Origin of the sequence: Pedobacter jamesrossensis (assembly GCF_042650905.1) — a bacterium.
Taxonomy (GTDB): Bacteria; Bacteroidota; Bacteroidia; order Sphingobacteriales; family Sphingobacteriaceae; genus Pedobacter; species Pedobacter jamesrossensis.
Genome location: NZ_JBHSBY010000131.1, coordinates 1 through 19,729, shown reverse-complemented (window position 1 = coordinate 19,729; position 19,729 = coordinate 1). Strand labels below are relative to the sequence as shown.

The window sequence follows — 19,729 nt, the reverse complement described above, 5'->3', positions numbered from 1 at the left end:
TCTAGATTCAAAATTGTATCTTTGCAGCCTAATGAAAAAGGTCGCGTTTTATACACTTGGTTGTAAATTAAATTTCTCTGAAACCTCTACTATTGGTCGTTTATTTACCGATGCAGGTTATGCTGTTGTAGAATTTCAGGATGCTGCAGATGTATATGTTATTAATACTTGCTCTGTAACCGACCATGCCGATAAAAAATGCCGTAAAGTTGTTAAAGAAGCTTTAAAGCATTCTCCAAATGCTTATGTTACAATTGTTGGCTGTTACGCGCAGTTAAAACCACAAGAAATTGCCGAAATAGAAGGTGTAGATATGGTTTTAGGTGCTGCAGAAAAATTTAGAATTGTTGAATATATTTCTGATTTAACTAAAAATCCTAAAGCTATTGTCCATCAGCAGAATATAGAAAAGGTTAACCATAATTTTATTGCTTCTTATTCAATCGGTGATAGAACCCGTACTTTCTTAAAAGTTCAGGATGGTTGCGATTACCCTTGTACATATTGTACCATTCCATTAGCCCGTGGTGCAAGTCGTAGCGATACGATTGAAAACGTAGTTAATCGTGCTAAAATGATTGCAGAAGGTGGTGTAAAAGAAATTGTACTAACTGGGGTTAACCTCGGCGATTTTGGTATTCGCAATGGAGAGCGTGAAGATAAATTTTTCGATTTAGTTAAAGCGCTCGATGAAGTTGAAGGAATTGAAAGAATACGTATCTCTTCTATCGAACCTAATCTTTTGAGCAACGAAATCATAGAGTTCGTTTCAAAATCTAAAAGATTTGTACCACATTTTCATATTCCATTACAATCCGGTTCCGATAAGATTTTAGGTTTAATGCGTCGTCGTTACCGCAGAGATTTATATGTTGAGCGTGTTGCTAAAATTAAAGAAGTAATGCCAAATTGCTGTATTGGTGTCGATGTTATTGTTGGTTTTCCGGGCGAAACAAAAGAAGATTTCTTAGATACTTACCAATTCCTAAATCAGCTTGATATTTCTTATCTGCATGTATTTACCTATTCTGAGCGTGAATTAACTGCCGCCGCTGAAATGAAAGGCGTTGTTGCTGGCAGCGAGCGTAACGAAAGAAGTAAAATGCTTCATATTTTATCTGATAAAAAACGCAGGGCTTTTTATCAATCTCAAATTGGCAGCGAAGCCGAGGTGCTTTTCGAAGCCGACCAAAAAATGGGTTATATGCATGGTTTTACTAAAAACTATGTGAAAGTTCGTGCTAAGTATGATCCAATTATGGTAAACGAACTTAAAGCAATTAAGCTTTTAGAGTTGACTGCCGATGGAGAAGTTGAAGTAGCAGAATTAGAAACCAGTTATGCACATCATTAATATCTGATAACCAATTCAACTATTGAAATGTTGTTATAACAAAGTATTTTGGAGTGATTTTTATCAGATTTTTTTGAGTTCAATAATTCTTCTTTTTGCTTTAGTCATTGAGCTTTAGTCTTTCAGCTTTCTTTCCTATCTTCGCATCAAATTATTTATATGTTTCCTACCGTTTCACACTTTTTAGAATATCTTTTTGGTATTAATTTACCACTTCCATTTAATACATTCGGTGTTTTTGTCGCACTTGCCTTTGTGGCTGGTTATTGGGCATTTACTCAAGAAATGAAGCGTAAAGAGGCGTTGGGTATTCTTCATCCATTTAAAAAAACAATAGTAATTGGTAAACAAGCAACTGCTTCCGAGCTATTATTAAACGGACTTTTTGGGTTTTTAATTGGGTATAAATTAATATATGCCCTCTTAAATTACAGGCTTTTTGTAAGTGATGCGCAAAGCATACTCATGTCTACAAAAGGAAATATTATTGGTGGTATTTTGTTGGGTTGTTTATTTGCTTATTGGGATTATAAAGAGAAAGATAAGCATAAACTAGTAAGCCCGAAAGAAACTCAGGTAACCGTTCATCCTTACCAAATAATGAGCAATTTAATTGTTTGGGCGGCTGTTTGGGGATTTTTGGGTGCTAAATTTTTCGATAATTTAGAATATTGGGATGATTTTGTTCAACATCCAATTGAAAGACTATTATCTTTTAGTGGCTTAACTTTCTATGGTGGATTGATTTGTGGTGGTGCAGCTGTATTAATAATCGCAAAACGAAACGGAATTAAGCCGTTACATATGTTAGATGTTGGTGGTCCGGGAATGATGTTAGCTTACGCTGTTGGGCGTATTGGTTGTCATTTATCTGGAGATGGCGATTGGGGAATTGTAAATCCTAATCCTAAACCATTTTCATGGTTGCCAGATTGGCTTTGGTCTTACAAATATCCAAATAATGTAGTAGGCGAGGGCATCCCAATTCCGGGTTGTGGTGCAGGCAAATTCTGTAACGAATTGGCTCAAGGTGTTTATCCAACGCCAATTTACGAAGTAATTGTTTGCTTGATTCTGTTCGCCTTCCTTTGGAAAATAAGAGATAAAATTAAAGCGCCAGGATTGATGTTTGGTATTTATATGATATTAAACGGCGTAGAGCGTTTCTGCATAGAATTAATTCGTGTAAACTCAAAGTACCATGTTTTTGGTTTATCATTTACACAGGCTGAAATGATTTCAACTTTCCTTGTTGTTGGCGGCATTGCATTAAGTGTTTATGCTTTAAGGAATAAGAATAAACTCGCTTAATTTGTCAAATAAGTTCATTTAAAATGTCAACAACCATATCTGTTTGTTGTTAAACAATCATGAATTACGAAATATTATGCAATAAAGTTATTTCAATTGTAAGGCTTACCGGAAATTTTATCCGTAAAGAAGCTATGCAATTCGATGCAAATAAAATTGAATACAAAGGTTTAAACGATATGGTTTCTTATGTAGATAAAACTGCTGAACAGAAACTCGTTCAAAACTTAGAAAAACTAATTCCTGATGCAGGCTTTATTACCGAAGAAAAAACGATTAGCCGTGTAGGGAAAATATATACCTGGATTATCGACCCTTTAGATGGTACAACAAACTTTATTCACGGCATTCCTGCTTATGGGATTAGTGTTGCCCTTTACGAGGATGGTTTGCCTGTTATTGGAGTGGTTTATGAGTTAAATCGCGGCGAAATGTTTTATTCTTACAAAGGAGGCGCTGCTTTTATGAATAAAAAAGAAATTAAAGTTTCTACAAACCCCGATATACAATCAAGCTTACTGGCAACAGGTTTTCCGTATTATCAATTCGATAAACAGCCTCAGTATTTAAAGCTATTGGAAGAGATGATGCAGAAAAGTCATGGTGTTCGCCGAATTGGTGCAGCAGCTATTGATTTAGTTTATACTGCTTGCGGTCGTTTCGATGCTTTTTTTGAATATAACTTACAGCAATGGGATTTTGCTGCTGGTTGCTTTATTGTTCAGCAGGCTGGTGGTGAAGTTTTTGACTTTTCTGGCGGAAACGAATATTTTACCAAGCGAGAAATTTTGGCTACCAATGGAAAACTAACTGGCGAAATGCTTGAAGCAATTAAAAGGCATTTTGCTTAAAGGCATACTCTTGCAGACTTGGTTTAAGGGATATTGATAATAATAAAACTTATCGGCATAAACAAAAATGGCTCACCAATCAGTGAGCCATTTTTTATTTGGTATGAAAAATGCGCAATTATAATGCTTCTGAAACTACATCAGTAACTTCAGGAACCATTCTTTGTAATAAATTCTGAATACCCGATTTTAAGGTAATTGTAGAAGAAGGACAGCCGCTGCACGAGCCACGAAGTTCTACTGTTACAACACCTTCATCAAAAGATTTGTAAGTAATAGCACCACCATCCTGCTCAACTGCCGGGCGAACGTAATCATGCAATATCTGTTGAATTTTAATTTCAGTTTCAGAACCTTCGAAAGCTGGAGCTTCTTCTGCTGTTGCTTCTTTAATTTTTAATTCTGATTCTACCGCACCTTTAACAAATTCTTTTAAAATGGCTTCAATATCAGCCCATTCTGCATCATCTGTTTTAGTTATGGTTACAAAGTTACTGGCGAAAAATACACCAGAAACAAAGTTAAATTTGAATAACTCTTTAGCAAAAGGAGAATGTTCTGCACTTTCTTTAGTGGCAAAATCTTCACTTCCATTAATTAACAGCTTATTAACCATAAATTTCATGGTAGCTGGATTTGGAGTTTGTTCTGTATATACGTTAATGGTCATGTCTTAATCTATTTGAATAAACAAAATTAACAAATACTGATTAATAAAGGTTTCTTACGCTGTCTGTTTAGCGTCAATTTAATTTCATTAAAAAACGCCGGTATAATTAAATGGCGTAATTGTCCTCAATTGTACTTTTACATTTTCAGAAACAGCTAAGCCTTCAATAAATTCTGCAATACTAGTCGCGTTAATTTTCGAATTGGTACGGGTTAATTCTTTTAAAGCTTCATAAGGATTTGGAAAATTTTCTCTCCGCAGTACAGTTTGTATTGCTTCTGCAACAACTGCCCAATTATCATCCAAATCTGCATGAAGCGCTGCTTCGTTTAATAAAATTTTATTTAAACCGCGTAAAGTAGAATTGATTGCGATTAAAGTATGCCCGAACGGGACACCAACATTTCTTAAAACTGTAGAATCAGTTAAATCTCTTTGTAAACGAGAAATAGGTAGTTTTGCTGCAAAAAATTCGAATAAAGCATTTGCAATTCCTGCATTTCCTTCCGCATTTTCAAAATCGATTGGATTAACTTTATGTGGCATTGCCGATGAGCCAATTTCTCCAGCCTTAATTTTTTGCTTAAAGTAATTTTTAGAAATATAGGTCCAGATATCTCTATCTAAATCGATAATGATGTTATTTATACGTTTTAAAGCATCGCATTGCGCTGCAAATTGGTCGTAATGTTCTATTTGCGTAGTATGTTGTGCACGTGTTAATCCTAAAGTCTTATTCACAAATTCATTAGAAAAATCTACCCAATTAACTTGTGGATAAGCAATATGATGTGCATTGAAATTACCAGTCGCACCACCAAATTTTGCACTATTTGGAATTGCTTTTAATGCTTCAACCTGAATGCTTAAACGTTCAGCGAAAACTAAAAACTCCTTACCTAATTTAGTAGGGGAGGCTGGTTGCCCGTGAGTGTGTGCTAACATTGGAATGTCCTTCCATTCTGTAGCTAACGAATTAATTTTCTCAATCAAAGAAGAAATAGCAGGATAATAGCTTTCGTTAAGCGCTAACTTAATAGAATAAGGAATAGCTGTATTGTTAATATCCTGAGATGTTAGTCCGAAGTGAATAAACTCTTTGTAATCTTGAAGTGATAGAGCATCAAATTTATTTTTGATGAAGTATTCTACAGCCTTAACGTCGTGGTTAGTTACTTTTTCAGTTTCTTTGATTTCCAGGGCATCAGTTTCTGAAAAATTTTCATGGATTTTACGTAATTCCCAATAAAGATTTCTATCAAACTTTTCTAATCCTGGCAAGTTAATTTCGCAAAGTGCGATGAAGTATTCGATTTCGACAAAAACACGATATTTTATTAAAGCTTCTTCTGAAAAATAAGCGGCTAAATTTTCGGTTGTTTTTCTGTAACGACCATCAACAGGTGAAATAGCTTGTAGTGAGGTTAAATTCATTATGCGGAATATATTTTTGCCGCAAATTTACTACAATTGATGGATTTTAAGGTCTTTGTTAAGCAAAGAATTGTGTGAAAACAAAAAAGGCCTTGAAATAATTTCAAAGCCTTTTAAAAATTTTAATATTGACTAGTGAGCTTTAGCAGCAGAATCAACTTTAGCAGCAGCAGAATCGATAGTTTTTGTTGCAGAATCGATAGTTGCAGAAGCTGAATCAGCAGTAGCAGCTACTGTAGTATCAACAGCTGTAGAATCAGCACCTTCAGCTTTTTTCTCTGAACAAGCAACAACTGATAAAGATAAAGCTAAAGCTAAAAAGCCTAATTTGAATGCATTTTTCATTTTTGAATTTGTTTTTGGGTTTTTTAATTAATTAATTACCTGTTAATACCATTAAATTAAAAAGGTAACCCAGTTATTTTTATTTTTTTTAAAATTATTTTAAAACCTTTGTAGAAGTATCTTTTTTTAATGTGTCAATAGTAGTTGTATCAACCTTAGTAGTTGCCGGAACTATTGTAGATGAGTCGACTAAAGTAGTATCAATATCCTCCGATTTTTTATCAGAACTGCAGGCTATGACCGATAAAGATACTGACAAAGCTAAAAAAGTTAATTTGATTACATTTTTCATAACAGAAATTCTTTTAATTGACGATTTAAAAAACTGTAAAAATAAAAAAGGCTTTTGAGAAAACCCAAAAGCCAATTAATGTGTCTAAAAATATTGACTAGTGAGCTTTAGCAGCAGAATCAACTTTAGCAGAAGCAGAATCAATTTTAGCAGAAGCAGAATCGATAGTTGCAGAAGCTGAATCAGCAGTAGCAGCTACTGTAGTATCAACAGCTGTAGAATCAGCACCTTCAGCTTTTTTTTCTGAGTTACAAGCAACAACTGATAAAGATAAAGCTAAAGCTAAAAAGCCTAATTTGAATGCATTTTTCATTTTTGAATTTTTTTAAGTATTAATTAATTTACTATTAATGCCGCAAAGGTAAAAAGGTAACCCGATTATTTTTAAAAAAATAAAAATATTTTCTCACCCGTTTTGGGTTACCGTTTTAATGTGGATAGTATTAAACATTTGTTTGTAGCTATAAATATTTTTTTTATCTAATATTGGGTTACTATTTACAGAAAAACGTATTAATTGGTGAATAACGGTTTAAAGAGTTCAGTTCCAACAGATAGAGAGGTTGTTTTAGGTATTCTAAATAACTCAAGCGATACACTTAATAAGTTATATAAGGCATATTTTGCAATGGTTTTGCAATTTATCCTCAATAATAATGGCGATGAAGACGATGCGAAAGATGTTTATCAGGAAGCTATAATTATTTTATATAATAAAATTAAGGAAGGAAATTTTGAATTAAGCAGTAAGTTAAAAACGTATATATATTCAGTTTGTAGGCGAATTTGGTTAAAGAAATTAACTCAAAATAGTAAGAAAACAGGAAATATAACAGATTACGAAGATGTGCTTATTGTGGAAGAGGATGTGGAGCATCATGAGGAAAAAGATGCTGCTTTTGTAAAAATGCAATCTGCGTTAGAGCACTTGGGTGAGCCTTGCAAAACCATTATTCAAGATTTTTATATTAATAGTTTATCCATGCAGGATATTTGCGAAAAGTTTGGTTATACCAATACCGATAATGCAAAAACACAAAAATACAAGTGCCTGCAAAGGTTAAAGAAAATATTTTTTCAACAATAATAATTGAAATGAGAAACGATTTAGAGTTAGATGCAATTATTGAAGATTATCTTTTAGGTAAGCTTAACCCGCAAGAAACAGAGGCTTTTGAACAATTGCGTCGTAACGATGCAACTGTAGATCATAAAGTTGTTTCTCATAAGGTTTTTCTGCACACTATGGAAGAATATGCTCAGCAAATGCTTTTAAAAGAGCAACTTGATAATATTCATGCAGAAATAGACGTTGAAACTCTGGCTTCAGAACTTGCTCCTCATCCATCTCGCATTGTTCAATTATGGCGCAAACATAGGTCGGCAATTGCGGTTGCTGCTTCGTTTATCGTGTTTTCTTTTTTATCTATATATTCTATACAACATAATAGCCAGCAGGCTGATAAGTACGTACAGTTAAGTAAGCAAGTTACTAATGCAGTAAAAACGCAAAATAATTTAATTAGAAAAATAAGCACTAATAATATACCATCAAGCAAACAATCTAATCCTGGTAATTTTGGAGGTACAGGTTTTGCTGTTTCTACAAATGGATATATCGCTACAAACCTGCATGTTATTAACGGAGCTGATTCTGTATTTATTCAAAATAGTGCTGGCGAATCATTCAAAGTGAAAATTGTTTTAAAAGACCCAGAGTTTGATATTGCTATTTTAAAAATAGACGATAAGAACTTTAAAAATTTAGCTGCCCTTCCTTATACAATAAAAAGAAATAGTACTGGTGTAGGCGAAAACGTTTATACATGGGGTTATCCAAAAGATGATGCTGTTTTAGGAGAAGGTTATGTGAGTTCTAAAAGTGGCTTCATTGGTGATACAACTCAATATCAGGTTGCTATTCCTTTAAACCCAGGAAATAGTGGCGGTCCTTTATTAGATAACAACGGCAATCTTGTTGGAATTATCAGCGGAAAAGAAACTTCTGCAGAAGGCGCTTCATTTGCAATTAAATCGAAATACATTTTAGAAGCAATGCGTGCAATTCCTCAAGATTCGATGGGCAAGAAGCTAACTGTAAGTAAGAAAAGTGTTTTATCAGGTATGAAACGTGCTAAGCAAATTGAAAAATTGCAGGATTACGTATTTATGATTAAAGTTTATAATTAATTTACCCAAACAAATTAATATACTTAAAGCCTTGTTGGTCAAAAACCTTCAAGGTTTTTTTGTGCTTTATAATATTGAAATCTAAAAATTATTTCGTCTATGTATTTACTAGACTATTTGTTAGATTTGTTTTAATCAACTTAAATTTTAAATAAAAATATTATGAGCATAAGATTAGGTGATACTGCCCCAAATTTCAAATCGAATACTTCTGTGGGTGAGATTGATTTTTATGAATATCTTGGCGACAGCTGGGGAGTTCTTTTCTCTCATCCCGCAGATTATACACCAGTTTGTACAACTGAACTTGGACGTACAGCAGCCTTAAAAGATGAGTTTGAAAAGCGTAATGTAAAAGTTTTAGCAATAAGTGTAGATTCTGCTGAATCGCATAAAGGGTGGATAAAGGATATTAACGAAACTCAAAATACTTCGGTTGAGTTTCCAATTATTGCCGACCCAGATAAAACTGTAGCTAACCTTTATGATATGATTCATCCGAATGCTTCAGAAACATTAACAGTTAGGTCTTTATTCGTTATCAGTCCTGATAAAAAGGTAAAGCTAATAATTACTGATCCTGCTTCAACAGGAAGAAACTTTAATGAGGTTTTAAGAGTTATTGATTCCCTTCAGTTAACAGCGAATTATAGCGTTGCAACACCAGCTGATTGGAAAGATGGTGAAGATGTTATTGTTGTAAATAGTATTAAAACCGAAGATATTCCGGTAAAATTTCCTAAAGGGCATAAAGTTATTAAACCATATTTGAGAACCACTCCTCAGCCGAATAAATAAATAATAAAAAATTTAATTTATATAATGGTTTATCCTTAAATCTGTTGTATTGTGTGTGTAAATTATTATATTTGATAGTTTTGTTTCTTAATTTATGCTTAATCTGGTTGTTTAGTTAGCTTAATTTTCAATTAGTTTCGGAAAAGTTAAAAACAGAGTGATAAGGGTTTAGTTTTTATACATTTTTTTTATTTTTTTATGGCTACCGGAAAAGTTAAATGGTTTAATACTGAAAAGGGCTTTGGATTTATTGTTCAAGAAGACAATAAAGATTTATTTGTACATTTTAAAGATGTTTTAGGCGGAATTGAAAGCTTAAAAGAAGATGATGAAGTAGAATTTGAAGTAGCTGAAGGCAGAAAAGGTTTACAGGCTGTAAACGTTAAGAAAGTTTAAGCGATATTGATAATATTGTACATCCCTAAAAAGGCTTCGAGATTAATTTCTTTCTGGAAGCTTTTTTATTTAATAATGTTGGATGATTTCGGCATTTATTACAATGTTTTCTTCTTTACTGTTTTTAGTAAAAATTAAAAATTTTGTGTCGTCACTTTTTATTTTGAATTTTTTTGTCAGTTCCTCGGCCTTAGCTGGATAGTTCCTAACCACAACGTTTCCAACTAGAAATTTTTGCTTTTTTAAATCGCTTGAAGACAGAATTTCATTAATCTTAAATATTCTACCTGGAAATCTTGTTTCTTTATTATCTGATACGTATAACTGCGTTTGATTATGAAGTTTTTCTAAATTATATCGGTTTCCGATTAAATTAAAGGCGCCAGATTTTAGAAGTGCTGCATCTGGTTCATACAAATAACTAAAATTATTAATTTCTTTTGCTAAAGTTGGCGAGCAGTTTAATTCTGATTTTGAGAAACTGAATAATTTTGTTTCATCATTTATTGTCGCAGCAGTTATTTTGAGTTCTTTAGAAAAGCCTTTTTCAATAATCCAAAGTAATTCTTTACACTCGTTTTTTATGCTTACAACATGAATTTCGCTTACAAATTTTAATTCCTGTAAACCAGCAGTTAAATCGAGTAATGGTGCTGTTTTTATAATAATTCTATTCGATTTTTCGAGCAGAATATCAAGATTGCCAACTACATTTGGCGTACAATCTTTTAGCATAAAAACTTTTCCTTTTGTAGCTCTTCTTGCAGGGTCAATGTATATTGTGTCGAAACTATCCTTATTTTTTAAGAGTTCAAGGCCATCTTTAGCTTCGAAAGTAATGTTTTTAACTTTTAAAGCTTTTGCATTAATGTTGGCTATCTCAGATAATTCAACGTTTATTTCGCAATGCGTAACCTGACTAACGGTTTTTGAAAAGTAATAAGAATCTACACCAAATCCGCCTGTTAAATCAATCAGATTTTCACCTTCGACTAAACCAGATTTATATTTTGCAGTAATTTCTGATGAAGTTTGTTCAATAGAAAGTGTAGGTGGGTAATAAATTCCATCAGTGTTAAACCATGTTGGTAGTTTCTTCTGAGATTTTTTTTTAGCTGAAATTTGATTTGCCAGCTCAGCCGAGCTCACATCTGCAAAGGGGCTTTTAGATAAAGCAATCTGATTAACATCAGCATTTAAATGCGAAGAGATATAATCTTGTACGGCTTTATCTAAAATTTTCCTATTCATTAAAATAGCTTTCTTAAGCTTTGTTTTTCATCACCATTTGGCAAGTATGTCTACTCTTAACCTCCAGCAAAATATCTTTATCAACGGTAACTCTGTCAATAGTTTGTTGGTTGTAGTAGCGTATTGTTACTAATTCGAGTCCTTTATTATACTTAACTGTAAATTGGGTTGAAAGTGCCTGAATAAGTTTCTCGATTTTTTCTTCGTTATCATCTACACTAACCGAAAAGCTAATTGCAGAGTTTAACATCGTATTTATTTTGATTCGATGTTGATGAAAAAGTTCGAAAATATTGCTCAGATTTTCTTCTATAATAAAAGAATAATCTTTTGGGAAAATTGAAATTAAAGCTTGATTAACCTTAAAAATAAAAGAAGGAACTGGTAATGGATTATTATCTTTAGTAATTGCTGTTCCGCTACCTTCTGGCTGAATAAAAGAGCGTACAAAAAGAGGGATTCCTTTATTTTGAAGCGGTTTTATTGTTTTTGGATGAATTACTGTGGCGCCATAATAAGTTAGTTCAATGGCATCGTGATATGATAATTGAGGGATTTTCTCTGTTTCATCAAACCATTTTGGGTCGGCATTTAAAACACCAGGAACATCTTTCCAGATGGTTAGTGCAGTCGCATTTAAACAAGAGGCAAAAATTGCAGCAGAATAATCAGAACCTTCTCTGCCTAAAGTTGTGGTGTAATTTTCGCTGGTTCCGCCAATAAAGCCTTGTGTAACTATTATATTTTCGGCAATTAATGGCGCTAAATCTTTTTGAATAATTTGATTGGTTTTATCCCAATCTACTTTTCCTTCACGGTAAGTATTATCCGTTTGTATGTAATTTCTTGCATCAACCCACAGTGCTTTATTATTAGTTTCGTTAAGCCAGGCAGCAACAATTTTAGTCGAAACCACTTCGCCAATAGAAACAATTTGGTCGTAAATGTAATCAGGATTATTATCGGCTTCATCTTCGATTAACCAATCAATTTCTACAAAGGTATTGGCCACATCATCGTAAACAGGATTTGAACTTCCTTTAAATAACTCCTCAATAATGTTGAAATGGAAATGTTTTATCTCATCGAAAATAGCATGTGCTTCATCGCTTTGAGAAAGATAGGCCCTTGTTAGTTCTTCTAACTTATTGGTGATCTTGCCCATCGCCGAGATAACAATTAGCAATTCACCGTTTTTATAATCGCGAACAATATTGGCAAGATTTTTTACTCCATCGGCATCTTTAACAGAAGCACCACCAAACTTAAAAATATCCATATTTTAAAATGCCTTAATCTGTTCTTTAGAAAAAGATGCGTTTAACCAACCTTCTTCTAATTGTGCTTTATATTTATTGTAAAAATTAATAGCCGGTTCATTCCAATCTAAAACCTGCCAAACCATACCGCTATAATTTCCATTTTTAGTTTCTTCTATAACTTTTTCGAAAAGTACCTTACCAATGCCTTTTCCACGATATTCTTCTGTAACAATGAAATCTTCAAGATATAATCTGCATCCTTTCCAGGTAGAATAACGTGTGTAATAAAGTGCAAAACCAACGATGACTTTATCAACTTCTGCAACAAAGGCTTTCCAAACAGGATTTTTTCCAAAACCAGCATCAATAAAGTGTTCTAAAGAAACCGTTACTTCTTCAGGAGCACGTTCATAAATAGCGAGTTCATTAATTAACTCTAATATTCTTGGGCAATCTGTAGCGGTTGCTGTTCTTATTTCTAAGTTCATCGTTTATAATTAATTAGCTGAAACATCAGCTTTAAAGTGTTTAATAATTCTTTTACCGAAAATTCCGCTTCCAATTCTAACCATTGTGCTACCTTCTTCAATTGCCAGTTTATAGTCAGCACTCATACCAGTCGAGATTTCTTTGAAAGTATCATCTTTACTAAAGAAACTCGCTTTTAGTCCTTCAAAGAAAACTTGTAATTCTTTAAATTCAATTGTAATTTGCTTCTCGTTTTTGGTGTTTGTTGCTATTGCCATTAAACCTACAATGCGAATATTTTTTAACGCTTCATATTCTTCTGAGCGTAGAAGTTCTATCGCCTCATCATAGCCTAAACCAAACTTGGTTTCCTCCTCGGCGATATAAATTTGTAGTAAACAATCGATTACACGTTTGTTTTTTGCAGCCTGTTTGTTTATTTCCTGCAACAATTTAAGACTATCAACACCATGAATTAACGAAACAAAAGGCGCAATATATTTTACTTTATTGCTTTGCAAATGGCCAATCATGTGCCACTCAATGTCTTGTGGTAATTGCGCTTGTTTGTCAACTAACTCCTGAACATGGTTTTCTCCAAAAATCCGTTGTCCTACGTTGTAGGCTTCTAAAATGGCTTCGTTAGTTTGCGTTTTAGAAACAGCAATTAATTTAACTCCATCGGTTTCTACTTCGCTTTTATATTGTTTAAGATTATCAGCTATGCTCATTTATAACTATTTTTGCGTAAAATTAATAACCTTGCCGCAATTAAGGCAACAAATAGTGTTTTAAATTTAAGAATGAGAAGATTAATATCGGTTTTAACGGCAGTAATTATGTTGTGTGGGTGTAAACCTAAAATACCTAAAGACATAATTGAACCCGAAAAAATGCAAAAAATTTTATACGATATACATGTTGCTGACGGCTATATTTCTACAATACTACAACCTGACTCATCAAAGAAAGTTGCAGCAGCCTATTATAAAGGTATTTACGAAAAATTTGGTATAGATTCTGCACAATATAATAAAAGCATGAATTACTATTATGCAAATCCTAAAGATTTGGATAAGATTTATAAAAATATTTCTAAAACATTAGAGTCTCAAAAAAAGACATTAGAAAAAGTTGATTCACTACAAAAGGCAAAAATAGAAAAAGCCAGAATTGATAAAGAAAAGCTGAAGAAAGCTAAAGACTCCTTAGCAAAAGTTCCTGCAAAATTAAAGCAAGAAAAAATAGATAAAGAAAAGGCTGAAAAAGAAAAATTGAAGAAGACTAAAGATTCATTAAGAAAAATTCAGGTAGGATTAAAGCGAGCTCCGGCAGTTAAATAAATATGTTATATCCCGAAAATTGTTTAGAGCGTTTAGGCTTTGTAGAAATTAGGCAGCTTATAAGTAAGCACTGCCTGAGTTCGATGGGGCAAACCATGGTGCAAAAAATGCAGGTAATGAACCGTTTTGACCAGATTGATAAATTTCTGCGCCAAACCAATGAGTTTAAAAGCATTATTCAAAATCAAGAACCATTACAGATTAATAGCTTTTTTGATATTAAATCTTTGATTGAAAAAATTAGAGTAGAAGGAACCTATTTGTTGGAAGATGAATGGTTTCAGATTTATACTTCATTGCAAACTGTTTTTTCTGTTTTAAGGTTTTTTGAGGAAAGGGCAGAAGTTTACCCAACCCTCGAAGCTTTATTTGAGCATTTACCGATAGAGAAAAATATCCTTCGAAAAATTGAGAACGTTATTGATGCAAAAGGGAAAATTAAACCAAATGCATCAAAAGAATTACAAGAGATTACGGCTTCCATTTCGAAAAATGAGCAAGATGTTCGCAAACGAATGGATTCAATTTATAAGCAGGCAATTGCGAATAATTGGGTTGCAGACGGTAGTTTAACCATTCGTGATGGAAGAATGTGTATTCCTGTTTTAGCAGAAAATAAGCGTAAACTTAAAGGTTTTATACATGATGAATCTGCAACTGGTCAGACGGTTTATATAGAACCTGAAGAGGTTTTTACATTAAATAATAAGCTTCGCGATTTAGAATTTGACAAGCGTCGGGAGATTATTAAGATTCTTATTGCATTAACCGATGAGTTGAGGCCTTACTCTCCACTTTTATTGTCTTATCATGGTTTCCTAACAAAGTTAGATTTTGTTAGAGCAAAGGCAATGTTTGCTATTGATATTGAAGCAGAAATGCCAGGTTTATTAAAAGAGCCTAAAACAAAACTGATCAACGCAAGGCATCCATTATTGTTGCTATCATTTGCGGCCGAGAAAAAAACGGTAACGCCATTAAACATTCATATCGATTCATCAACCCGTGTAGTTTTAGTTTCGGGGCCAAATGCAGGTGGTAAGTCAGTCTGTATGAAAACCGTGGGTTTGCTTCAAATTATGTTGCAAACAGGTTTGTTAATTCCTGTTGATGCAAATAGTGAAGTTGGTATTTTCGAAAATATTTTTGCAGATATTGGCGATGACCAATCTATTGAAAGCGATTTAAGTACCTATAGTGCGCATTTAAAAAAGATGCGATATTTTGTAGAGCATGCTTCGCCAAAAACAATGGTTTTAATTGATGAGTTTGGTACAGGTACCGACCCGCAGTTCGGCGGGCCAATGGCAGAAGCTGTTTTAGAGGTTTTAAATAATGAAAAAGTTCGTGGTGTAATAACTACCCACTATTCAAATCTTAAACTTTTTGCGGGCAATACCGAAGGTTTAGAAAATGCATCGATGCTTTTCGATAATGCTAAAATGAAACCACTTTATATTTTGGAAATGGGTAAACCCGGAAGTTCTTATGCTTTCGAAATTGCACAAAATATTGGTTTGCCAAAGGAAGTTATAGCGTTAGCACGACAAAAAACGGGTTCTAATCAAAATCGAGTCGATACAATGCTTGTAGATTTAGAGCGTGAAAAGAAAAATATTTACGATACTAAAGTTAGTCTGGCGAATCAACAAAATAAAGCTAAAAATTTAGTCGCTGAAAATGAAAAGCTTAGAGACTTTTTAGATGAAAACCGCAGAATTTTAATTAAAGAAGCTAAACAAGAAGCGCAGAATATTATAAAAAATGCGAATAAACTTGTAGAAAATACAATTGCAGAAATTAAAGAGAAACAAGCAGATAAAGCAGTAACTAAAGAGCTGAGACAGAATTTGCAACAGGAATTGGTTAAAAATACTGTTCCAAAAGAAAAACCTAAACCACAACCTATCGTAGTTGGTGGCGAAATAGCAATTGGCGATTGGGTTAAGTTTACAGATAGTGAAACTACTGCCGTAGTTTTAGAAATTAATCGCAACGAATTGGTTTTAGCCATTGGCGATTTACGTTCGAATGTTAAAAAGAATCGTGTTCAAAAAATAAGTAATAAAGAAGCCAAAAAGGTTGCTCAAAGTAGTGCGAGTTCGTTTGCAGGCCGAATGAATGAAGCCGTTTCAGGATTTAGAGCTGAATTGGATTTGCGGGGAAAACGTACTGAAGATGCTTTATTTGAAGTTGAAAAATATTTGGATAAGGCAATTATGCTTGGCTTTCCATCCATAAAATTAATTCATGGTAAAGGCGATGGCATTTTACGAAAAATGATTCGTGAATATTTACGCAAATATAGTCAGGTGAGTAGGATGGAAGATGAACATGCGGATAGAGGAGGCGATGGAATTACCTACGTTTATTTAAACTAAAAAATCAGATTATTCTTCTCTGTGATAAAACTAAATATCTGTATCATTGTTGTTTATAAAACCTAAAGATTATGAAAGCAATTATTACAGGTATTTTTGTATTGTTATTTTTTACAACCTGCAAGAAAAATAAAAGTGATGATAGTGATGGAACAGGAAATTTACCGGATGTTGAATTAAAAAGCAAGGTAGTAGTTGCTGGTTTATCACTTCCTTGGGGAATGGTTTACGGACCAGATAATTTTATTTGGTTTACAGAGAAATCTGGTAAAATTAGTCGATTAAACCCAACCTCCGGTCAAATTACCCCACTGCTAACTATTTCTGAAGTTCGCGTTAATGGAGAAGGTGGGCTTCTAGGAATTGCACTAAATCCCGATTTTTCTACAAATCCTTGGGTTTATGTAGCTTATAATTACGGAAGCAGCTATAAAGAAAAAATTGTACGATATACTTATTCTGGCGGAACGCTAAACAATCCAACTATTATTTTAGAAAACATAGGTGCTTCATCAACACATAATGGCTCCCGGTTATTAATTAGTGGTGGTAAGCTTTTTATCTCTACAGGAGATGCTGCTGACCAAAGTACACCACAAAATTTAGCTTCTACTTCTGGTAAGATATTACGCTTAAATTTAGATGGAACAATTCCTTCTGATAATCCTTATCCTAATAATCCGTTATGGTCGTTCGGGCATCGTAATCCACAAGGATTAGTTCAGGTAGGTAATAAAATCTTTTCTTCAGAACATGGCCCCGATTCGGATGATGAAATTAATATCATAGAAAAAGGAAGAAACTATGGTTGGCCAAATATAAAAGGATTTTGTGATGAGGCTGGCGAACAAGCATTTTGCTCGGCAAATACTGTCGCGGTTCCTTTAATTGCCTGGACACCAACTATTGCTCCAAGTGGAATGGCTTTTTATAATTCAGATTATATCCCTCAATTTAAAAACTCTTTGTTGTTAGCTGTACTGAAAAATACAAAATTAATGCAACTTAAATTGGATGATGCACAAACTAAAATAGAAGGAACAAAAGATTTTTATGTAAATACTTACGGAAGAATGAGAGATGTTTGTATATCACCGGAAGGCAAAATATACGTTTGTACTAGTAATGGAAGCGACGATAAAATTATAGAAATTTCTAAGTAACTATTTTTTATCCTTGCCAGGACATTTTTTGCAACGCTTACCCTTTTTATATTTTTCACAACATTTTTTATGTTCTGCTGTGCAGCTAAATATAAAACCCATTCCTTTTTGAAATTCTGGGTCAGTTGGCAAAATGAAATCCTCGTTATCTCTTTCGTTAAACATCTGGTTACAAAGGTAATGTTATTTAGATTAATTCCAATTAAATATTCTTAAAAGGTGTTTTTCAATTAGATATCAGTTAAAATAAAGCAAAGTTTTATAAAGCTATATGCTTTCTGTATTTTAGCACCCTAACCAAAAATTCATAAAATGATAAATAAAGTTGTATCAGGAGCCGAAGAAGCTATCCGCGATATATCTGACGGCGCTACCATTATGTTAGGCGGTTTTGGCCTTTGTGGCATTCCAGAGAATTGTATAACTGCTTTAGTCGATAAAAAAGTCAAAAACTTAACTTGTATTTCTAATAATGCTGGGGTAGATGATTTTGGAATCGGACTAATGCTTAAACAGCGTCAGGTAAAGAAAATGATTTCTTCGTACGTAGGTGAAAATGCCGAATTCGAACGACAACTTTTAAGTGGCGAACTTGAGGTTGATTTAATTCCACAAGGTACATTGGCAACCAGATGTCTTGCTGCAGGTTATGGAATGCCAGCAATTTTTACACCTGCAGGTGTGGGTACGGAAGTAGCAGAAGGAAAAGAAATTCGAAATTTCGATGGTAAAGATTATTTAATGGAATATGCTTTTAATGCTGATTTTGCTTTAGTTAAGGCCTGGAAAGGAGATACCGCTGGAAATCTGGTTTTTCGTTCTACAAGTAGAAACTTTAATCCGGTTATGGCAATGGCTGGTAAAATTACGGTAGCTGAAGTAGAGGAACTTGTAGAAATCGGACAATTAGATCCAGACCACATTCACACTCCCGGAATTTACGTTCATCGAATTTTTCAGGGAAAAGATTACGAGAAAAGAATAGAGCAAAGAACAGTAAGTAAGAGGAATTGATTAATTTGTAAATGTGATGATTAGCTAATTCTGCTATAAACCAAAAAACATGGATGGTAATAAAATAAGCAAAAATCTAATAGTGAAATTAAGCTTTGATTTTTCTCTATTAATCATTGACTTTGCTGAAAGTTTAGAACAAAAAAGAAAGTTTGTTATTTCAAATCAATTATTAAAATCAGGCACAAGTATTGGAGCCAATATATGGGAAGCTCAAAATGCTGAAAGCAAAGCTGATTTTATACATAAAATGAAGATTTCTGCAAAAGAGTGTGAAGAAACTAAATATTGGCTTTTATTGTGTAAACATTCAAGTCAATATCCAAATAGTGATTATTTACTTGAAAAAACAGAAATTTTACAAAAGGTTTTAAATAAAATCATTTCTACATCTAAACGAGTAATTAGCTAATCAACTAATTATCAAATCAACTAATTAATATGTTTTCAAAAGAAGAAATCGCACAGCGAATAGCTAAAGAAATAAAAGATGGTTATTACGTTAACCTTGGGATTGGCATACCAACATTGGTTGCTAACTACATCCCAAAAGGAATAAATATTGTATTACAATCAGAAAATGGTTTACTTGGAATGGGGCCGTTTCCTTTCGAGGGCGAAGAAGATGCTGATTTAATTAACGCAGGCAAACAAACTATAACAACTTTGCCCGGCTCTTCGATATTTGATTCGGTAATGAGCTTTGGAATGATAAGAGCTCAAAAAGTAGATTTAACTATTTTAGGCGCCATGGAAGTTTCGGAAAACGGAGACATTGCCAACTGGAAAATCCCGGGGAAAATGGTTAAAGGAATGGGCGGTGCAATGGATTTAGTTGCATCAGCAAAAAATATTATTGTAGCAATGCAGCATGTAAACAAAGCAGGCGAGAGTAAATTATTGCCAAAATGTACTTTGCCATTAACGGGTGTAAATTGTATTAAGAAAATAGTTACCGAACTTGCTGTTTTAGATGTTTTACCCGAAGGTGGTTTTAAATTATTAGAACGGGCACCAGGTGTAAGTATTGAGTATATTAAACAATCTACACTGGGTAGATTAGTTGTAGAGGGCGATATTCCGGAGATGAGATTGGATTAAAAAAAAGAGGCTGTCTCAAAATAAATGAGGCAGCTTTTTTTGTGTTTAAATAAATCTGGAGTGTTATCTGTCTGTTGCTGGTTAGAAATATTTTATTTAACCATT

23 protein-coding genes are annotated in these 19,729 nt (G+C 33.4%); 13 read left to right on the top strand and 10 right to left on the bottom strand.

All coding sequences use genetic code 11. The annotated features are described in order from the left end of the window. Positions 1 to 31: 31 nt before the first annotated feature. From mtaB to ACFOUY_RS14630, 3 genes are all read left to right on the top strand, one after another. A complete protein-coding gene (gene mtaB / locus ACFOUY_RS14640) occupies positions 32 to 1,354 on the top strand; it encodes a tRNA (N(6)-L-threonylcarbamoyladenosine(37)-C(2))-methylthiotransferase MtaB (protein ID WP_378961619.1) in 1,323 nt (440 codons plus the stop codon). Between the two features lie 159 nt (positions 1,355 to 1,513). Next, positions 1,514 to 2,665 (top strand): prolipoprotein diacylglyceryl transferase, encoded by a 1,152-nt coding sequence (locus ACFOUY_RS14635; protein WP_378961617.1) that lies wholly within the window; start codon positions 1,514 to 1,516, stop codon positions 2,663 to 2,665. 59 nt (positions 2,666 to 2,724) lie between these two features. Then, entirely contained in the window at positions 2,725 to 3,516 is a 792-nt protein-coding gene (locus tag ACFOUY_RS14630; protein ID WP_378961615.1) for an inositol monophosphatase family protein, read from the top strand. 118 nt (positions 3,517 to 3,634) lie between these two features. On the opposite strand, the gene ACFOUY_RS14625 is transcribed toward ACFOUY_RS14630, so the two are convergent. The 5 genes from ACFOUY_RS14625 to ACFOUY_RS14605 form a co-directional block, all read right to left on the bottom strand. After that, positions 3,635 to 4,186: a NifU family protein gene (locus ACFOUY_RS14625; protein ID WP_378961613.1), complete on the bottom strand. Its 552-nt coding sequence runs from the start codon at positions 4,184 to 4,186 to the stop codon at positions 3,635 to 3,637. An 87-nt stretch (positions 4,187 to 4,273) separates the two neighbouring features. Continuing rightward, the gene (gene purB, locus ACFOUY_RS14620) at positions 4,274 to 5,620 is read right to left on the bottom strand and encodes an adenylosuccinate lyase (protein ID WP_378961611.1); all 1,347 of its coding nucleotides are present in this window, start codon (positions 5,618 to 5,620) and stop codon (positions 4,274 to 4,276) included. A 132-nt stretch (positions 5,621 to 5,752) separates the two neighbouring features. Further along, positions 5,753 to 5,965 carry a hypothetical protein gene (locus ACFOUY_RS14615; protein ID WP_378961609.1) on the bottom strand — a complete coding sequence of 71 codons (213 nt, stop codon included), beginning with the start codon at positions 5,963 to 5,965 and terminating at the stop codon, positions 5,753 to 5,755. A gap of 94 nt (positions 5,966 to 6,059) precedes the next feature. Then, positions 6,060 to 6,224 (bottom strand): hypothetical protein, encoded by a 165-nt coding sequence (locus ACFOUY_RS14610; protein ID WP_378961607.1) that lies wholly within the window; start codon positions 6,222 to 6,224, stop codon positions 6,060 to 6,062. A 130-nt stretch (positions 6,225 to 6,354) separates the two neighbouring features. Then, complete coding sequence (locus ACFOUY_RS14605) at positions 6,355 to 6,570, bottom strand: hypothetical protein (protein ID WP_378961606.1); 216 nt, start codon at positions 6,568 to 6,570, stop codon at positions 6,355 to 6,357. Between the two features lie 207 nt (positions 6,571 to 6,777). On the opposite strand from ACFOUY_RS14605, the gene ACFOUY_RS14600 reads away from it, so the two are divergent. The 4 genes from ACFOUY_RS14600 to ACFOUY_RS14585 all read left to right on the top strand — a co-directional run bounded on the left by ACFOUY_RS14600 (position 6,778) and on the right by ACFOUY_RS14585 (position 9,641). Next, positions 6,778 to 7,344 carry an RNA polymerase sigma factor gene (locus ACFOUY_RS14600; protein WP_378961605.1) on the top strand — a complete coding sequence of 189 codons (567 nt, stop codon included), beginning with the start codon at positions 6,778 to 6,780 and terminating at the stop codon, positions 7,342 to 7,344. A gap of 8 nt (positions 7,345 to 7,352) precedes the next feature. Further along, positions 7,353 to 8,447, top strand: a complete 1,095-nt coding sequence (locus tag ACFOUY_RS14595) for a trypsin-like peptidase domain-containing protein (protein ID WP_378961604.1) — start codon at positions 7,353 to 7,355, stop codon at positions 8,445 to 8,447. 162 nt (positions 8,448 to 8,609) lie between these two features. Beyond that, positions 8,610 to 9,245, top strand: a complete 636-nt coding sequence (locus ACFOUY_RS14590; protein WP_378961602.1) for a peroxiredoxin — start codon at positions 8,610 to 8,612, stop codon at positions 9,243 to 9,245. 198 nt (positions 9,246 to 9,443) lie between these two features. Then, on the top strand, positions 9,444 to 9,641 hold the full coding sequence (locus ACFOUY_RS14585) for a cold-shock protein (protein WP_378961599.1): 198 nt from the start codon (positions 9,444 to 9,446) through the stop codon (positions 9,639 to 9,641). A 69-nt stretch (positions 9,642 to 9,710) separates the two neighbouring features. On the opposite strand, the gene ACFOUY_RS14580 is transcribed toward ACFOUY_RS14585, so the two are convergent. The 4 genes from ACFOUY_RS14580 to ACFOUY_RS14565 are packed head-to-tail and all read right to left on the bottom strand — an operon-like array spanning position 9,711 to position 13,353. Further along, a complete protein-coding gene (locus tag ACFOUY_RS14580) occupies positions 9,711 to 10,892 on the bottom strand; it encodes a THUMP-like domain-containing protein (protein WP_378961597.1) in 1,182 nt (393 codons plus the stop codon). 13 nt (positions 10,893 to 10,905) lie between these two features. Continuing rightward, positions 10,906 to 12,171, bottom strand: a complete 1,266-nt coding sequence (locus ACFOUY_RS14575; protein ID WP_378961596.1) for an aspartate kinase — start codon at positions 12,169 to 12,171, stop codon at positions 10,906 to 10,908. Positions 12,172 to 12,174: 3 nt separating this feature from the next. After that, a complete protein-coding gene (locus ACFOUY_RS14570; protein ID WP_378961595.1) occupies positions 12,175 to 12,642 on the bottom strand; it encodes a GNAT family N-acetyltransferase in 468 nt (155 codons plus the stop codon). A gap of 9 nt (positions 12,643 to 12,651) precedes the next feature. After that, positions 12,652 to 13,353, bottom strand: a complete 702-nt coding sequence (locus ACFOUY_RS14565) for a YggS family pyridoxal phosphate-dependent enzyme (protein WP_378961594.1) — start codon at positions 13,351 to 13,353, stop codon at positions 12,652 to 12,654. 12 nt (positions 13,354 to 13,365) lie between these two features. On the opposite strand from ACFOUY_RS14565, the gene ACFOUY_RS14560 reads away from it, so the two are divergent. The 3 genes from ACFOUY_RS14560 (at position 13,366) to ACFOUY_RS14550 (ending at position 17,509) form a co-directional block, all read left to right on the top strand. Next, on the top strand, positions 13,366 to 13,965 hold the full coding sequence (locus tag ACFOUY_RS14560; RefSeq protein ID WP_378961592.1) for a DUF4296 domain-containing protein: 600 nt from the start codon (positions 13,366 to 13,368) through the stop codon (positions 13,963 to 13,965). A gap of 2 nt (positions 13,966 to 13,967) precedes the next feature. After that, a complete protein-coding gene (locus tag ACFOUY_RS14555; protein ID WP_378961591.1) occupies positions 13,968 to 16,346 on the top strand; it encodes an endonuclease MutS2 in 2,379 nt (792 codons plus the stop codon). Between the two features lie 71 nt (positions 16,347 to 16,417). Further along, positions 16,418 to 17,509 carry a PQQ-dependent sugar dehydrogenase gene (locus tag ACFOUY_RS14550; RefSeq protein WP_378961589.1) on the top strand — a complete coding sequence of 364 codons (1,092 nt, stop codon included), beginning with the start codon at positions 16,418 to 16,420 and terminating at the stop codon, positions 17,507 to 17,509. Here ACFOUY_RS14550 and ACFOUY_RS14545 read toward each other — a convergent pair whose 3' ends face one another. Next, positions 17,510 to 17,674 (bottom strand): hypothetical protein, encoded by a 165-nt coding sequence (locus ACFOUY_RS14545; RefSeq protein ID WP_378961587.1) that lies wholly within the window; start codon positions 17,672 to 17,674, stop codon positions 17,510 to 17,512. A 147-nt stretch (positions 17,675 to 17,821) separates the two neighbouring features. Here ACFOUY_RS14545 and ACFOUY_RS14540 point away from each other — a divergent pair, with 147 nt between their 5' ends. Genes ACFOUY_RS14540 through ACFOUY_RS14530 form a run of 3 tightly spaced genes read left to right on the top strand, consistent with a single transcriptional unit; the run spans position 17,822 to position 19,624 of the window. Further along, entirely contained in the window at positions 17,822 to 18,523 is a 702-nt protein-coding gene (locus ACFOUY_RS14540; protein ID WP_378961585.1) for a CoA transferase subunit A, read from the top strand. Between the two features lie 49 nt (positions 18,524 to 18,572). Continuing rightward, complete coding sequence (locus ACFOUY_RS14535) at positions 18,573 to 18,935, top strand: four helix bundle protein (RefSeq protein ID WP_378961584.1); 363 nt, start codon at positions 18,573 to 18,575, stop codon at positions 18,933 to 18,935. Between the two features lie 29 nt (positions 18,936 to 18,964). Then, positions 18,965 to 19,624 carry a CoA transferase subunit B gene (locus ACFOUY_RS14530; RefSeq protein WP_378961583.1) on the top strand — a complete coding sequence of 220 codons (660 nt, stop codon included), beginning with the start codon at positions 18,965 to 18,967 and terminating at the stop codon, positions 19,622 to 19,624. Positions 19,625 to 19,729: the final 105 nt, after the last annotated feature.

Excerpts from the sequence above, each read along its gene's own strand:
- mtaB (WP_378961619.1), top strand. The coding sequence starts at position 32 with ATGAAAAAGGTCGCGTTTTATACACTTGGTTGTAAATTAAATTTCTCT.
- ACFOUY_RS14635 (WP_378961617.1), top strand. The coding sequence starts at position 1,514 with ATGTTTCCTACCGTTTCACACTTTTTAGAATATCTTTTTGGTATTAAT.
- ACFOUY_RS14630 (WP_378961615.1), top strand. The coding sequence starts at position 2,725 with ATGAATTACGAAATATTATGCAATAAAGTTATTTCAATTGTAAGGCTT.
- ACFOUY_RS14625 (WP_378961613.1), bottom strand. The coding sequence starts at position 4,186 with ATGACCATTAACGTATATACAGAACAAACTCCAAATCCAGCTACCATG.
- purB (WP_378961611.1), bottom strand. The coding sequence starts at position 5,620 with ATGAATTTAACCTCACTACAAGCTATTTCACCTGTTGATGGTCGTTAC.
- ACFOUY_RS14615 (WP_378961609.1), bottom strand. The coding sequence starts at position 5,965 with ATGAAAAATGCATTCAAATTAGGCTTTTTAGCTTTAGCTTTATCTTTA.
- ACFOUY_RS14605 (WP_378961606.1), bottom strand. The coding sequence starts at position 6,570 with ATGAAAAATGCATTCAAATTAGGCTTTTTAGCTTTAGCTTTATCTTTA.
- ACFOUY_RS14595 (WP_378961604.1), top strand. The coding sequence starts at position 7,353 with ATGAGAAACGATTTAGAGTTAGATGCAATTATTGAAGATTATCTTTTA.
- ACFOUY_RS14590 (WP_378961602.1), top strand. The coding sequence starts at position 8,610 with ATGAGCATAAGATTAGGTGATACTGCCCCAAATTTCAAATCGAATACT.
- ACFOUY_RS14585 (WP_378961599.1), top strand. The coding sequence starts at position 9,444 with ATGGCTACCGGAAAAGTTAAATGGTTTAATACTGAAAAGGGCTTTGGA.
- ACFOUY_RS14580 (WP_378961597.1), bottom strand. The coding sequence starts at position 10,892 with ATGAATAGGAAAATTTTAGATAAAGCCGTACAAGATTATATCTCTTCG.
- ACFOUY_RS14575 (WP_378961596.1), bottom strand. The coding sequence starts at position 12,171 with ATGGATATTTTTAAGTTTGGTGGTGCTTCTGTTAAAGATGCCGATGGA.
- ACFOUY_RS14570 (WP_378961595.1), bottom strand. The coding sequence starts at position 12,642 with ATGAACTTAGAAATAAGAACAGCAACCGCTACAGATTGCCCAAGAATA.
- ACFOUY_RS14565 (WP_378961594.1), bottom strand. The coding sequence starts at position 13,353 with ATGAGCATAGCTGATAATCTTAAACAATATAAAAGCGAAGTAGAAACC.
- ACFOUY_RS14555 (WP_378961591.1), top strand. The coding sequence starts at position 13,968 with ATGTTATATCCCGAAAATTGTTTAGAGCGTTTAGGCTTTGTAGAAATT.
- ACFOUY_RS14550 (WP_378961589.1), top strand. The coding sequence starts at position 16,418 with ATGAAAGCAATTATTACAGGTATTTTTGTATTGTTATTTTTTACAACC.
- ACFOUY_RS14545 (WP_378961587.1), bottom strand. The coding sequence starts at position 17,674 with ATGTTTAACGAAAGAGATAACGAGGATTTCATTTTGCCAACTGACCCA.
- ACFOUY_RS14540 (WP_378961585.1), top strand. The coding sequence starts at position 17,822 with ATGATAAATAAAGTTGTATCAGGAGCCGAAGAAGCTATCCGCGATATA.
- ACFOUY_RS14535 (WP_378961584.1), top strand. The coding sequence starts at position 18,573 with ATGGATGGTAATAAAATAAGCAAAAATCTAATAGTGAAATTAAGCTTT.
- ACFOUY_RS14530 (WP_378961583.1), top strand. The coding sequence starts at position 18,965 with ATGTTTTCAAAAGAAGAAATCGCACAGCGAATAGCTAAAGAAATAAAA.